This is a genomic window from Corynebacterium sp. ACRPJ (assembly GCF_022347345.1).
GTDB lineage: Bacteria > Actinomycetota > Actinomycetes > Mycobacteriales > Mycobacteriaceae > Corynebacterium > Corynebacterium tuberculostearicum_D.
The window spans coordinates 1-14,006 of sequence record NZ_JAKRNC010000002.1 but is presented as its reverse complement, the minus strand read 5'-3'; the positions used below and the strand labels follow the sequence as shown (position 1 = coordinate 14,006).

General features: G+C 61.2%; 12 protein-coding genes. 10 read left to right on the top strand and 2 right to left on the bottom strand.

The genetic code is table 11. From position 1 onward, the window contains the following. Positions 1-63 precede the first annotated feature (63 nt). The gene (gene cobA, locus MHY08_RS01390) at positions 64-801 is read right to left on the bottom strand and encodes a uroporphyrinogen-III C-methyltransferase (protein ID WP_239193469.1); all 738 of its coding nucleotides are present in this window, start codon (positions 799-801) and stop codon (positions 64-66) included. A gap of 41 nt (positions 802-842) precedes the next feature. On the opposite strand from cobA, the gene MHY08_RS01385 reads away from it, so the two are divergent. Both MHY08_RS01385 and manA read left to right on the top strand, forming a co-directional pair. Next, positions 843-1,865, top strand: coding sequence for an exopolyphosphatase (locus MHY08_RS01385; protein WP_239234877.1), 1,023 nt, complete (start codon positions 843-845; stop codon positions 1,863-1,865). Positions 1,866-1,871: 6 nt separating this feature from the next. Continuing rightward, entirely contained in the window at positions 1,872-3,101 is a 1,230-nt protein-coding gene (gene manA / locus MHY08_RS01380) for a mannose-6-phosphate isomerase, class I (RefSeq protein ID WP_239230506.1), read from the top strand. Between the two features lie 242 nt (positions 3,102-3,343). Here manA and MHY08_RS01375 read toward each other — a convergent pair whose 3' ends face one another. Then, the gene (locus MHY08_RS01375; protein WP_239234875.1) at positions 3,344-4,132 is read right to left on the bottom strand and encodes a hypothetical protein; all 789 of its coding nucleotides are present in this window, start codon (positions 4,130-4,132) and stop codon (positions 3,344-3,346) included. 247 nt (positions 4,133-4,379) lie between these two features. Between MHY08_RS01375 and MHY08_RS01370 the strand changes: the two genes are divergently transcribed. From MHY08_RS01370 to secA, 8 genes are all read left to right on the top strand, one after another. After that, on the top strand, positions 4,380-4,733 hold the full coding sequence (locus tag MHY08_RS01370) for a DUF4259 domain-containing protein (protein ID WP_179387511.1): 354 nt from the start codon (positions 4,380-4,382) through the stop codon (positions 4,731-4,733). A gap of 81 nt (positions 4,734-4,814) precedes the next feature. After that, positions 4,815-5,429, top strand: a complete 615-nt coding sequence (locus tag MHY08_RS01365) for a dTMP kinase (protein WP_239193477.1) — start codon at positions 4,815-4,817, stop codon at positions 5,427-5,429. 3 nt (positions 5,430-5,432) lie between these two features. Then, a complete protein-coding gene (gene mtrA, locus MHY08_RS01360) occupies positions 5,433-6,125 on the top strand; it encodes an MtrAB system response regulator MtrA (RefSeq protein WP_005322406.1) in 693 nt (230 codons plus the stop codon). An 89-nt stretch (positions 6,126-6,214) separates the two neighbouring features. Beyond that, positions 6,215-7,972 carry an MtrAB system histidine kinase MtrB gene (gene mtrB / locus MHY08_RS01355; RefSeq protein ID WP_239234873.1) on the top strand — a complete coding sequence of 586 codons (1,758 nt, stop codon included), beginning with the start codon at positions 6,215-6,217 and terminating at the stop codon, positions 7,970-7,972. Positions 7,973-7,974: 2 nt separating this feature from the next. Beyond that, entirely contained in the window at positions 7,975-9,708 is a 1,734-nt protein-coding gene (gene lpqB / locus MHY08_RS01350) for an MtrAB system accessory lipoprotein LpqB (RefSeq protein ID WP_239234871.1), read from the top strand. Between the two features lie 141 nt (positions 9,709-9,849). Then, a complete protein-coding gene (locus MHY08_RS01345; protein WP_239234869.1) occupies positions 9,850-10,371 on the top strand; it encodes a ComF family protein in 522 nt (173 codons plus the stop codon). A 144-nt stretch (positions 10,372-10,515) separates the two neighbouring features. Beyond that, the gene (hpf, locus tag MHY08_RS01340; RefSeq protein ID WP_204609920.1) at positions 10,516-11,160 is read left to right on the top strand and encodes a ribosome hibernation-promoting factor, HPF/YfiA family; all 645 of its coding nucleotides are present in this window, start codon (positions 10,516-10,518) and stop codon (positions 11,158-11,160) included. A 225-nt stretch (positions 11,161-11,385) separates the two neighbouring features. Beyond that, positions 11,386-13,971: a preprotein translocase subunit SecA gene (secA, locus tag MHY08_RS01335; RefSeq protein WP_239234867.1), complete on the top strand. Its 2,586-nt coding sequence runs from the start codon at positions 11,386-11,388 to the stop codon at positions 13,969-13,971. Positions 13,972-14,006 lie beyond the last annotated feature (35 nt).

Sequence of the window (14,006 nt, the reverse complement as noted above, 5' to 3'; positions counted from 1 at the left end):
ACTGCGGTGGGATAGAGCGCGGCCACAAGTCGGCCTCGCGGACCCTGAAGGCCTCGAGGGGTGCTACAGCCCGGCAACCTCGCCGATGACGTAGACCGCCGGCGCGGAGATCTCGTGCTCGGCCATCGTCTGCGCAAGGGTGCCCAAGGTGCAACGGTAGGCGCGCTCGGTAGAAAGCGTGCCCTCTTGGATGATGGCGCAGGGAGTGGAGGGGGAGAGGGAGGCGTCGATAAGCACATTGGCAATCGCCGGGGCATTCTTCACGCCCATGATGACAGCCAGCGTGGCGCCAGAGCGGGCAAGCGCTGCCCAGTCCACCAAGGACTTTTCATGGCCGGGCGGAAGGTGGCCGGAAACCACCGTGAATCCGTGGACGATGCCGCGCTGGGTTACTGGGATTCCGACGGCCGCAGGTACGGAAATGGCTGAGGTCACGCCCGGAATGACCGTGGTGGGAATAGACGCTTCCGCCAGCGCTTGCACCTCTTCAAAGCCGCGCCCAAAGACGAAGGGATCGCCCCCCTTAAGGCGGGCCACCTTGCGGCCGGCACGGGCGTGCTCGATGAGCAGCTCGTTGATCTTTTCCTGCGAGATTGACTTCTTATAGGGGAGCTTGGAGACGTCAATAAGCTCTTTGGAAGAAATATCACACAGCTTATCGAGCTGCGCCGTAGGTCCCAGGTGATCGGCAAGGATAACCTCTGCATCCTGCAGGGCACGCATGCCGCGCACGGTAATGAGGTCCCACGCGCCGGGGCCGCCGCCAATCAGGGTTACAGGATGGATCTGTGCGGAAGTCATAGGACTTTATCTTAGTGGGCGCCCGACTATGCTTGGGCCACATGGATACCGGTAATTATGATGCCGAAACCGTGCGCTTTTTTGATGTGGCGCACGAAGGCGCCCAAATCCGCCTGGTGGCCGGAGAAGTGGAGCGCTGGGGCGAGGCGCTCAGCGGGCTCAATCCCCGCTCGCTTGTCATTATTCCCACCGACGCGATTGCCCGCCAGGCCGCCCACCTGGGAGTTGGCCTAGCCGAGCCGCTGCGGATCCCAATTGTGGTGACCGAATCGCTCCCGCGCTACGTGGGGGCGCTGGACCTGGTCGTGGTCGTCGGCGAGCCCGGCGAGTGCGACTGGGCGTCGCGCGCCCTCATAACTGCCAGCCAGCGCGGTGCCACCACCCTGCTCATCGGACCGGCTAAGGGCCCACTGGTGGAGGACTGCCCGGAGGATACGTTCGTCGCCCCTTGCTTGCCGACGGCCGAGGGTAGCTCGCCCGCGCGGAGCATTGCCGCCCTGCATGCGCTGTGCTGCCTTCTCTATCAGGGCCCGACCGCGGTGAGGGAGACCCTTGAGGACCTCGCTGCGGCCGTGGACCGCGAGCTAGCCCAGCTTTCTCCCGAGCGCGATGCCACTACCAATCCGGGCCGCCAACTGCGCGAGTTTATCGACGGCGCCCGCGTCATCCATTCCTGCGTGCTCGACCCGTACTCTTATTCTGAGCGTCGCGAGCACGTGCAGCTCGACGCCCTCGTGGCCCGCATGGCCGCGACCATCTGGGCCGTACATGGCCTGCCGAGCGCTTATGTGGACCCGGCCGAATTGCGCCGCGCGCTCGACCGGGATTCTGATAGTTCCCCGGCCACTGATCTCTTCTTTGACCCCTTTATTGATGGCGATGGTGCTGAGGGCGCTTTGGTACCCTTGAAGGTAGTTTTCTGGGGGCAGGAAGAGGCGAACCTGCCCAACTCGCTTGCAGTCCGCAGCATCGACCCGGAACCGGGCATGGGGCATCTTGCCCGCTCACTGCAGCTTATTACGCGGAGTTTTGCCGCGACCGCCTACGAGATTTCTAAAGGATAGAAACACATGCAGCTGTTGCACAGCGCCACTCGCAATTATTCCTGGGGCTCGCGTACCCTTATCCCGCACCTGCAGGGCCAGCCCGATTCCGACAAGCCCGTCGCAGAGCTGTGGTTCGGCGCCCACCCCGGCGACCCTTCCACGGTGGATGGCCGCCTGCTCAATGAGGTCATTGCCGAGGATCCGGCAGGGCAGCTAGGTGGCCGCGTTTCTGCCGAGTACGGCGAGCGCCTGCCCTTCCTGCTCAAGGTGCTTGCGGCCGAGGAGCCGCTGTCCTTGCAGGCCCACCCGTCAAAGGCGCAGGCGGAAGAGGGCTTTGCCCGCGAAAACGCCGCCGGCATCGAGCTCACCGCGTCTAATCGCAATTACAAGGACGATAATCACAAGCCCGAGCTCATTGTCGCGCTCACGGATTTCTATGCCATGGCCGGCTTCCGCCCCTTGGCGCGCACCCGCGAGCTTTTTGCCGCCCTCGAGTGCCCGGAGCTGGACCACTACGTTGCCATGCTTGACGACGACCCCTCGGCAACCACCGAGTCCGCCAACCTGCGCGTCCTTTTCACCACATGGATTACCATTCCGTCTGCCAAGCGCAAGGAGCTCATTTCCGCCATTGTTGCCGCTGGCGAGCGCCTGATCGCCGCCGACCCAGCCGATTGGAAGTCCCGCGTCATGTCCACGGTGCTGGATCTCAACCAGCGCTACCCAGGCGATATCGGTGTGCTGGGCGCATTGCTGCTCAACCACATCGAGCTCTCGCCCGGTGAGGCCGTCTACTTGGATGCCGGTCAGCTTCACGCCTATGTCTCGGGCCTCGGCGTGGAGATCATGGCGAACTCCGATAACGTGTTGCGCGGTGGCCTGACGCCTAAGTTCGTGGACGTTCCAGAATTGGTCAAGGTCTTGACGTACGCCGCTGCCGATGAGCCGCGTGTGCAGCAACAAGATAAGTCCGCCCAAGACAATGTCCACGATGCCGCCGCATGGTCCTACCCAGTACCCATCGAGGAATTCCTGCTGGATCGCGTGGAGCTTACCGGTTCGTCTTCTGTGGATCTTGATTACGATGGCCCGACCATCGCCCTGTGTACCGCAGGTTCCGTAACCTTTACCGATGCTGGGGGCAAGACCCTCACCGCGACCCCAGGCCAGGCCGTCTGGCTGCCAGCCTCCGAGGGTCTCGTTACCGCTACGGCGGAATCCGACGCCGCCGACCTCTTCGTCGCCCGCGCCTAGTCCGCGTTTAACCCACACAAGCACGCTTCGCCGCCGTCCTCCGGTTTCAGGAGAAGCGTGCTTTTCAGTCTTCATTACGGCCGCGTTGCGGTCTGCTCCGCCCAATTTTTGGCGCACATTGTGGTTGCGTCGTAACTACCGCATTCCAGCGCATACAAAACAAGCACGTTTCCCCGATTTCTGCCTTTAAAATCGAGGGAACGTGCTTGTTTTGTTCGTCTACGCCGAGAACCGGCTCCGAATTAGCGCGTAGGCGCTGCTTCCCTCGGAGCCTGCTGGGCCGTGGCCGGTGCCTGCTTAGTTGGCACCAAGTCGGTAGGCTCCTGGTTCTGATCGGCGGAAGATCGCTCTGCAGCGGCATGGCCGGTGAGCTGTTCCTGCTCCGCCTTCTCGGCCTCGGGTCGCTCCGTGCCAGCTGGTTCCTGGGCCGGAGCGTTGGAATTCTTGCCCGAGTTATCTTGCGCGGCAGGTGCCTCAGGTGAGGGCTGTGGAGTGGACGGACCAGTGGTGGCCGGCGGGGTGGTGCCGCCCTGGTTGCTCTGCGGGGCACCAGTAGCCTGCGAGCCGTTCTGGTTGCTCGGGTAATCGGGCGTTAGACGCTGATTGCCCTGGCCGGTGCCCTGACCACCCTGGGTGGTGGTATTGCCCTGCGAGGCGGTGCCCTGCGGGGAGATGTTTTCTGGACGGTAGACCTTGGTGGGCTGGGTTGCTGCCTGTGGGCGCACCACCGCATTAGGGGCGAGAAACGGATCGTTGTTGTGCGGCTGCTGGTGTTTGGAATCGCCAGACGAGGCAGTAGATGTCGTAGTGTGCGAGGAGTGCTTCTTCGAGGGGGAGCGGTCCGTGGAAGAAGTGGTGGTCTCCTCGGCTGCGGTGTGGGTCGGGGAGACGGAGGTGGTCGCGGACTGATCCGCGGCATTGGAATAGTTGGCGCTTGGCGAGCTCATGCGCCAGACGGCGACTCCGACAACCGCCGCGGCGATCAGTCCGGCCACAATGAACACGTAGACGCGGCGCGAATCTGGCTTCATCGTGGCTGTCCTTTCTATGAGGCGGGCCGTTACAGCCCAAGGGGGAGGGCGATACGGCGCCCCGGTAACAAGTTGGTAACGAGACTATCATGTTTGGGAAACATTGCGACGGCGTCGCAATTCTGTGATAAGTAAACAAAAAGGCAGTTCACGGGCGTAGAAGGCCATGCAAACCTTTTCATTGTCTGCTTTCTTTCACCAAGAAAGCGTGTATAAATGGCGCTGAAAGCACCGAAGGAGTCAAAAAGTGAGTACTTGGGACGAAAATATTTTCAGCACGGACCTCAACGTGGATTTCTTGGACGAGATGGCAAACCTCGATGAAGAAGGTGTAATTCGCGCCGTCGAGGATGCCTGCGAGGTCGCACACAGCAAGCCAAAACTCAGCGAAGAAGAGGAACAGAATGCTCAAGCGGCGGCCACCATTGCTGCCATTTGGGCTGGTGCGCCCTTTAGCGCGGGCGAAGTTGTCGAAGACTACCCCTATATTAGGGAACTGGTGGGCTCTGGCAGCGAGACCTTGACGGAAAATGCCCTCGAGGTGCTCGAAAACGTCGAGGAAGAATATGACCTCGAACCGTTCATTGAGGCCCTGTCCTAAGTCGATCCTGCTGCCCGCGGCAGCAGCGGCGCGAAAGCGGCCCCGCGGGTGAAATAACAGAAGGGAAGATAGCCCACACCTATGCTGATCAGCATCGAAGGCATCGACGGTGCCGGTAAAAATACGTTGGTCTCCGCACTCAAGGAGTCGTTGGACCGGCCCGTAGAGGTTATTGCCTTTCCGCGCTATGCAGATTCGATTCACGCGCAACTAGCGCAAAAGGCGCTCTACGGAAAGATGGGCGACCTCACGGATTCGGCTTATGCCATGGCGACGCTATTCGCGTTGGATCGCTATGGCGTCAAGGACCAGCTGCAGCGCGCCAAGGAATCCGACACCGTGGTGCTATTGGATCGTTACGTGGCCTCCAATGCGGCGTATTCGGCGGCGCGGCTCGAAGACGATGCGGTGATGGAGTGGGTGCACGATCTGGAATTTGGCACCCTCGGCCTGCCGCAGGCAGACCTGCAGGTGTATTTGGATACGGCGGTAGAGGTGGCGTCGGAAAGAGCGCAGGCACGAGCCCAGGCAGACGCCAGCCGGGAACGCGACCGCTACGAACGCGATGGCGGGTTGCAGGAACGCACCGCCGCAGCCTACCGGCGCTTGGCAGATGCGGGCTGGGGTGGACGCTGGATCGCTACCGCCGATGCGGATACTATTATTTCAGCGATAAAAGACCTTGTAGGAGAATAAAACGTGGCGCCCAAGATTTTGGTTGTCGATGACGATCCGGCTATCTCAGAGATGCTGACCATTGTGCTCGAGTCCGAGGGGCTCAAGCCCATTCCGGTCATGGATGGCAATGATGCCGTGCCTGCCTTTGAGCAGCACGAGCCGGATCTCATCCTGCTGGACCTCATGCTTCCGGGCATGAATGGCGTAGATATTTGCCGTGCCATTCGCCGTGAATCCTCCGTGCCCATCGTTATGCTGACCGCCAAAACCGATACGGTTGATGTGGTCCTCGGCCTTGAATCCGGCGCGGATGATTACATCACCAAGCCATTCAAGCCCAAGGAGCTCATCGCCCGCATCCGTGCGCGCCTGCGCCGCACCGATTCTGCGGAATCTGAAATCCTGGAGGTTGCGGACCTTGTCATTGATGTGCCGGAGCATACCGTGCGCCGCACCGATGGCACCGAGCTGAACCTGACCCCGCTTGAGTTTGACCTGCTGCTGGAGATGGCGCGCCGCCCAGGCCAGGTGCATACGCGTGAATCGCTGCTGGAATCCGTGTGGGGCTATCGCAATGCCTCTGATACGCGCCTGGTTAACGTGCACGTGCAGCGCCTGCGCGCCAAAATCGAGCACGATCCGGAAGACCCGCAGATTGTGCTGACCGTGCGCGGCGTGGGCTATAAGACCGGCAAGGCCGGCGCCGGGGAGTAAGGACCATCGGCATCATTGAGCGTCTAAGGCGCATTCGAGACGCCTTCATTACAACGTGGCGCACCTCTTTGCAGGCGCGCGTCATTGGCATGATTTTGGTCGCCTCCTCGGTGGTCATGATCATCTTGGCCTACGCGCTGGTGTCCGTGCTTACCCAGCGCCTGGTCAGCCAGAAGGAAGACGTGGCCCAACAGGAGCTGGAGCGTGCCCGCACGGCCGTGGAACAGCAGATCGATGCCACCAGTTCTGCTAACTCCGTCCAGGTACGCATTAATTCCGCTCGCGCTGCGTTGGGCCAGCTCTCCGCCCAGCAGGGCGACGCCCAGACGGTCTACGAGCCGGTCATCGTGGTGGAAAACCAGGATGGCTCTGTTACCACTTCGCCCGAGGATTTTCCCGTACCGGATCAGCTGCGCGAGATGGTGGATAAAGGCCAGATTGCGCAACAGTATTTCCCAGCGCCGCGCGAAAATGGTGATCACTACAACGCCTTGCTGGTAGGCACGCCTACCGATACCGATATTCCCCATACACAGGTCTACCTGGCGTTGTCCATGGAATCGGAAGAATCCACCATGGCGCTGATGCGCGGCCTGCTTTCGGCTGCCGGCGTGGTGGTCGTGGTGTTGCTGGTGGGCATTGCCTGGCTGGCCACCCAGCAGGTTATTACGCCGATTCGCTCGGCCTCACGCATCGCACAGCGCTTGGCGGCGGGTCATTTGAAGGAGCGCATGGCCGTCGATAGTGATGATGAAATGGGCCGCTTGGCCGCGTCCTTCAATAACATGGCCGATAAGCTTTCCTCCCAAATTGCGCAGCTGGAGGAGTACGGCGATTTGCAGCGGCAGTTTACTTCTGACGTCTCCCATGAGCTGCGCACCCCATTGACCACCGTGCGCATGGCCGCGGACATGATTGAGGCGGAAAGCAATAGCCTGCCGCACGGCGCCCAGCGTGCTTCCCGCTTGATGTCGAGCGAGCTCGACCGTTTCGAGGAATTGCTCGCGGACTTGCTGGAGATTTCTCGCCACGATGCTGGTGTGGCGGACTTGTCTACGGCAGCCATTGATCTGCGCTCGTGTGTGGAGGCGGCCTACGGGCAGGTGGAGCATTTGGCCCGCGAGCTCGACGTGGAGGTCCAGCTCAATCTGCCGGAGGAGCGCATCGGTGTCGAGGCCGATTCCCGCCGCCTCGAGCGCATTTTGCGCAACCTTCTGGCCAATGCCATTGATCACTCGGAGGGCAATCCGGTGGCGGTTGACGTCGCAGCCACGGACACTGCGGTGGGCGTTACCGTTACGGACCATGGCGTGGGCCTAAAACCCGGCCAAGAAGAGCTGGTATTCAACCGCTTCTGGCGTGCGGATTCTTCCCGCAAGCGCCACTCCGGTGGTACTGGTTTGGGTCTGGCTATCGCCCGCGAGGATGCCGTCCTGCACGGCGGCACGCTAGATGCCACCGGCTATGAGGGCTTTGGTTCCCGATTCCGCCTCATTATTCCACGTACCCCGAATACCGAGGTGGGTGAGGCTCCCATCGCTGTGGAGATTCCCGGCGCACCCGTCACCAGCACTGCGGACGGTAGCGAGCTGGCAGAACCCGATGCTGAATCTACAGAAGCACAGGATACTGGCGCCGCCGAGCCGGATGCAGGGCCTGCCGCTGCAACGCCGGCCATTTCCTCGGGCATGAGCTCGCCGCACGTCGACAAGAGCGAAAATGGCACCGATGGGGAGGCGGAGGGTGATGGCATCCTCTGGCCTTCGGAACGCGAACTGAACCGCGGCGCGGCCGCCCCGGACAGGCGCGCCTATAAGGCCCCGGACTTTGAGGGTAGGAGGAAGTAAGCGTGTTGAGAGCGAACTATCGCAAGACCGCGGTTGTCGGCACCGCAGCGGCCGTGCTGTTCGTCAGCGGTTGTTCCACGCTGCCGAATAACACCGGTCCGCAAGTAGTCGGTACCTACCAACAGCAAGAGGATAGCCCTGAAGAAGTCATTGCACCGCAACCCGGCGATGACCCGGATCTGACGTTGCGCGATTTCTACCAGGCTTCCGCCGTGCCGGGAAACGACCATGAGGTCGCGCGCGGCTTTCTGACCGATAACGCTCGCGAAGCCTGGGACGCCAGCGGCGATGTAATGGTGGTCGATAGCCTGGACATCGTTACCGCGCCCGCAAGTAAGCAAAGCTCGAGGGACAATGAGCGTGCCTTCACCGTGCGCGGCACCATCATCGGCCGCCTGAAATCCGGCGGTGCGTACGTGCCGGAAAATGAGGGCTACGAGGCCGTCATCTACATGAAGATGCAAGACGATAGGTGGCGCGTCGATGGTTTGCCGGCCGGAGTAGTACTGGAGCGCAATGAAATGCGCAATCACTACACCCCGCAATCGCTGTACTTCTTTAAGCAAAGCAACGATGTGCTGGTTCCAGACCGCCGCTGGCTATATAAGGGCGGCGAACAATCGGAGTCGACGCTCATTACGCTGCTGATGGAGGGGCCTTCAGCCAGCATTGCGCCCGCTACGCGGCGGGCAGCGGGGGAGAATGTCACCTTTGCCGGCTATGACCGCGAACAGGGCTACCAATTCGAGGGCCTTGCTGATTTGGACTCCCATGATCGCACGCTCTTTGCAGCCCAGTTGGTGTGGACGCTTACGGAAGCCGGCCATACCGGACCCTTCAAGGTCAAAGCCGATGGCGGTGACCTAGTAGAGGGCATGGATAGCCTGAGCGTGGATGACTTCGCGGACTATAACCCGGAGGAAAGCAGCACCTCACTGTCTAAGCTCTATGCCCTCAATGAGGGCAACCTGCTGGAGGTGGACGATGGTGTGGCCGAGCCCGTGAAATCCACGCTGGGCAGCAGCGGTGACGTGCAATCCGTGGATGTTGCCGATAGCGGCCTCGTTGCGGCAGTGCGGCGCAAGTCCAATAATGACTTCTCGCTGCAGATAGGCGAGCTTGACGGCCAGCTGCAGGATTCAGTGGATGGCCCCACACTGGCACGGCCGACCTTCGAGTACAACGGGCAAGCCGCCTGGACCGTGGTCGATGGCGATCGCATCGTGCGCGTGGTGCGCTCCAAGACCACAGGCCGTATCTCCGAATCCGAGGTGGATGCCCGCAGCATCGACGATATCGAGGGCGAAATCTCCGTTATCCGCCTGTCCCATAGCGGTGCGCGCGTGGCCATGATTATTGATGGCCACGTGTATATCGCGGCCGTTGCCCAATCCAGCAGCGGCGATAAGCGCATCGTCAACGCCCGCGAGGTGGGCCCCGAAGTATCCGGCTCGGCCCTTTCGCTGGATTGGAATGCGGATGGCTCGCTCATCGTGGGTACTTCCTCGAGCCAGTCGCCCGTATGGCGCATCGAGCAGGATGGTTCCTCGGCCTCGACCATGCCTACCGGCAATATCACCGCCCCCGTGGTGGCCGTGGCAACCTCACCTACCAAGCTCTTTATTACTGATTCGCACGCTATGCTTGAGCTTCCTTCCACCGTCATGGACGAAACCAACTGGCGCGAGGTCTCCGGCCTGCAGGGTCGGCGTTCTTCCCCTATCGTTTCTAATTAGCCGCCAGAGGGCCTGCGCGGCTGGGGAGAGGCAAGTATGGGCTTGGGGGAGCTTATTTTTCCGCGTGCGTGCGCTGGGTGCGGCGCGCCGGGCGAGGTTTTGTGCCCACAGTGTCGCGATCACTTGCGGCAGCCGCCCTACATGGTCGCACGACCCCGGCCGCTGGGCGCGCCCGTCTATGCTCTCGGCCCCTATTCCGATATTCGCCGCCGCATCATTATTGGCATGAAGGAGCGAGGCAATCGGCCGGTTCGCGAGTATGTGGGGGCCGTCTTCGCGGCCGGGCTGGCCCATCTGAGTGCCCGCGGCGATATCCCGCGCGAGTTCACCCTCGTGCCCGCGCCTACTCGGCCGCGTTCGGCGCGGGCACGCGGCGGAGATCCGGTGTCCGCTGTGTGTCACGCCGCGGCGCAGCACCAGCGTGTGGGCGTGTGCGCGGCGCTTACTATGGGCCAGTCCACCGCGGACCAGTCCGAGCTCAACGCGCAGGATAGGTGGGCAAACCTGCAGGGCCGAGTCCGCGTGCGCGTGCCTATTGCTCAGGCGCCTGCGCTGCTTGCCGACGACGTCATTACCACCGGCGCCACCCTCGCCGCCAGCATCGCCGCCCTGCAGGCCACGGGTGTAGAAGTCTGTGGGGCATTGGTCTTTGCTGATGCCTAGATAGGGGTGGTGCCCACCCTCGAGGTAGGGGAGTTGCCTAAAAATCTCCCGCAAAGGTCATAACCAGTGCTATCATGAGGAGTATCACAGAGAGATAGTTACTGTGATTGATTCTAGTCCCCACTACTCAAGGGAGGCATCTCAATGTCCCAGCCGAACAAAGCTCAGGTAACGATTACGGGCCGCAACGTCGAGGTCCCCGATCACTTCCAAGAGCGAGTTAATGACAAGCTGGCCAAGATTGAACGCCTTGACCCCACCCTGACCTTCTTCCACGTGGAGCTACAGCACGAGCCGAACCCGCGCCGTGACTCCGAGGCGGAGCGCATCCAGATCACCGCTACGGGCAAGGGGCATATCGCCCGCGCTGAAGCCAAGGAAGATTCCTTTTACGCAGCGCTCGAAACCGCATTGGGCAAGATGGAGCGCTCCCTGCGCAAGGTGAAGGTGCGCCGCGAAAACGTCAAGAGCGGTCACCGCGCGCAGAAGGGCACCGGCGAGATTGCCGCTGAAATGGTTGCGCAGGCCGAGGCTGAGCGCGCAAAGGAAGAGCGCTACGTTGACCCTTATGCTGAGACCGTGGAGGACGTTCGACCCGGCCAGATCGTGCGCACCAAGGAGCACCCGGCTACCCCGATGAGCGTGGATGATGCCTTGAGCGAGATGGAGCTGGTGGGCCACGACTTCTTCCTCTTTATCAACGAGGAGAACAATAAGCCGTCCGTGGTTTATCGCCGCCACGCCTACGACTACGGCATTATCTCCCTATCGGAAGACGCTGAAGCTTAAAGGAGCTCATACTTCTCTTAGCTAACGACCCTGCTGCGAGTATGCAGCGGGGTCGAATGTGTGGTTAGGGGAGGGGGCGTCGGCAAGCAGGTTGCGGGGGATATACAGGCTGAACGGAGGCTGTGCGCCTGCCCTATGTGCTAGGCGGGAGATGCTTTGTGAAAGCGAGTGAGTACAATAGCGACGAGTTAACTTTATTGTCGCGACTAGAAGGACTAACTAACCGTGTTTGGACTTTCCAAGCTGCTGCGCGCGGGCGAGGGCCGTACGGTCAAGCGCCTGGGCAAAATGGCAGACGATGTAATTGCCCTTGAGGATAAGTACGCGGAGCTTTCGGACGACGAACTTAAGGCAAAGACCGACGAGTTTAAGACTCGCCTGCGAGACGGCGAAGAGATGAATGACATCTTGCTCGAGGCCTTTGCCACCGTCCGTGAGGCTGCCTGGCGTGTCCTCGATCAGAAGCACTACCGCGTGCAGATCATGGGCGGTGCGGCCCTGCACTTCGGCAACGTCGCCGAGATGCGCACCGGTGAGGGCAAGACCCTGACCTCGCTGCTGCCGGCCTACCTCAATGCCCTTGATGGCAAGGGTGTCCACATCGTGACCGTTAACGATTACTTGGCAAAGCGCGATGCTGAGATGATGGGCCGTGTTCACCGCTGGCTCGGCCTGTCCGTGGGCGTCATCCTGTCCGAGATGCGCCCACCAGAGCGCAAGGCTGCCTACGATTGCGACATTACCTACGGCACCAATAACGAGCTGGGCTTTGACTACCTGCGCGATAACATGGTCCGCTCCCTCAACGATGTGGTGCAGCGCGGCCACAACTTCTGCATCGTGGACGAGGTTGACTCGATTCTTATCGATGAAGCCCGTACCCCGCTCATCATCTCCGGCCCGGTAGATGGTTCCTCCCAGTTCTACGGCGTCTTCGCCCAGCTGGCCCCGCGTATGCGCGAGGGTATCCACTACGAGGTGGACCACAAGAAGCGCACCATCGGCGTGCTGGAAGAGGGCGTGGAATACGTCGAGGATCAGCTCGGCATCGATAACCTCTACGCCCCCGAGCACTCCCAGCTGGTGTCCTACCTGAACAACGCCCTGAAGGCCAAGGAGCTGTTCACCCGCGACAAGGACTACATCGTTCGCAATGGCGAAGTCATGATCGTGGACGGCTTCACCGGCCGCGTGCTGGCCGGACGCCGCTACAACGAGGGCATGCACCAGGCCATTGAGGCCAAGGAGCAGGTGGAGATCAAGAACGAGAACCAGACCCTGGCTACCGTTACCCTGCAGAACTACTTCCGCCTGTACGAGAAGATCTCCGGCATGACCGGTACGGCAGAAACCGAGGCCGCCGAGCTGCACTCCATCTATGACCTGGATGTGGTGCCGATTCCTACCAATAAGCCGAATCAGCGTGCCGATCACTCTGACCGCATCTACAAGACGCAGGAAGCTAAGTTCGCTGCCGTAGTGGACGATATTGCCGAGCACGTCGAGTCCGGCCAGCCGGTTCTGGTCGGTACCACCTCCGTGGAGCGCTCCGAGTACCTGTCCCAGCTGCTGTCTAAGCGCGGCATTAAGCACAACGTGCTCAACGCTAAGCACCACGAAGAAGAGGGGCAGATCATCGCCCGTGCGGGCCGCCCCGGCACCGTCACCGTGGCTACCAATATGGCCGGCCGTGGTACCGATATTGTGCTCGGTGGCAACCCTGAGGTCATCCTCGATGAGAAGCTGCGCGAGCGCGGCCTCGATCCATTCGAGGATGAAGAGAAGTACCAGGAGGCCTGGGAAGCAGAAATCGATTCCGAGAGGGAGCGCTCTAAGAAACTGGGTGACCAGGTGCGCGAGGCCGGTGGCCTCTACGTACTGGGTACCGAGCGTCACGAGTCCCGCCGCATTGATAACCAGCTGCGTGGTCGTACCGGCCGCCAGGGTGACCCGGGTGAGACCCGCTTCTACCTGTCCATGCGCGATGAGTTGATGGTGCGTTTCGTGGGCCAGTCCATGGAAAACATGATGAACCGCCTCAACGTGCCGGACGATGTCCCCATCGAGGCCAAGATGGTCTCCAACTCCATCAAGGGCGCCCAGGCGCAGGTGGAGAACCAGAACTTTGAGATGCGTAAAAACGTCCTTAAGTACGACGAGGTGCTCAACGAGCAGCGCAAGGTGGTCTACGCTACCCGACACGACATCCTTGATGCCGGCGATATTCAGGACAATATTCGCGGCATGATCGATGACACCGTGTCCGCTTATGTCGCTGGCGCTACCGCCACCGGCTATGTGGAGGACTGGGATTTGGACGCGCTGTGGAATGCGCTGGATTCCCTCTACGGCCCCACCATTTCCCATGAGGAGCTGGTGGAAGGCTCCGAATATGGTTCCCCGGGTGAGCTTTCTGCTGAGCAGCTTCGCGACGCCCTGGTGCAGGACGCCAATAATGAGTACGACAAGCTCGAAGAGTCTGTGACCGCCATTGGCGGCGAGCAGCAGATGCGCAATACCGAGCGCATGGTCATCCTGCCTATCATCGACCAGAAGTGGCGCGAGCACCTCTATGAGATGGACTACCTCAAGGAGGGCATCGGCCTGCGCGCGATGGCGCAGCGCGATCCGCTGGTGGAGTACCAGAAGGAGGGTGGCGAGATGTTCAACGCCATGAACGATGGCGTGAAGGAAGAGACCGTCCGCCAGCTGTTTATGCTGCGCAAGCAGTTCAAGCAGCAGGAAGAGGAGCAGGCCGGCGAATCCGCTGCTACCGCTTCCGGCAACGGTGAGGGCACCGTAGAGGCCTAGGCCTCGGCGTCCTTCCTCCAACCCCGCCCCAACCC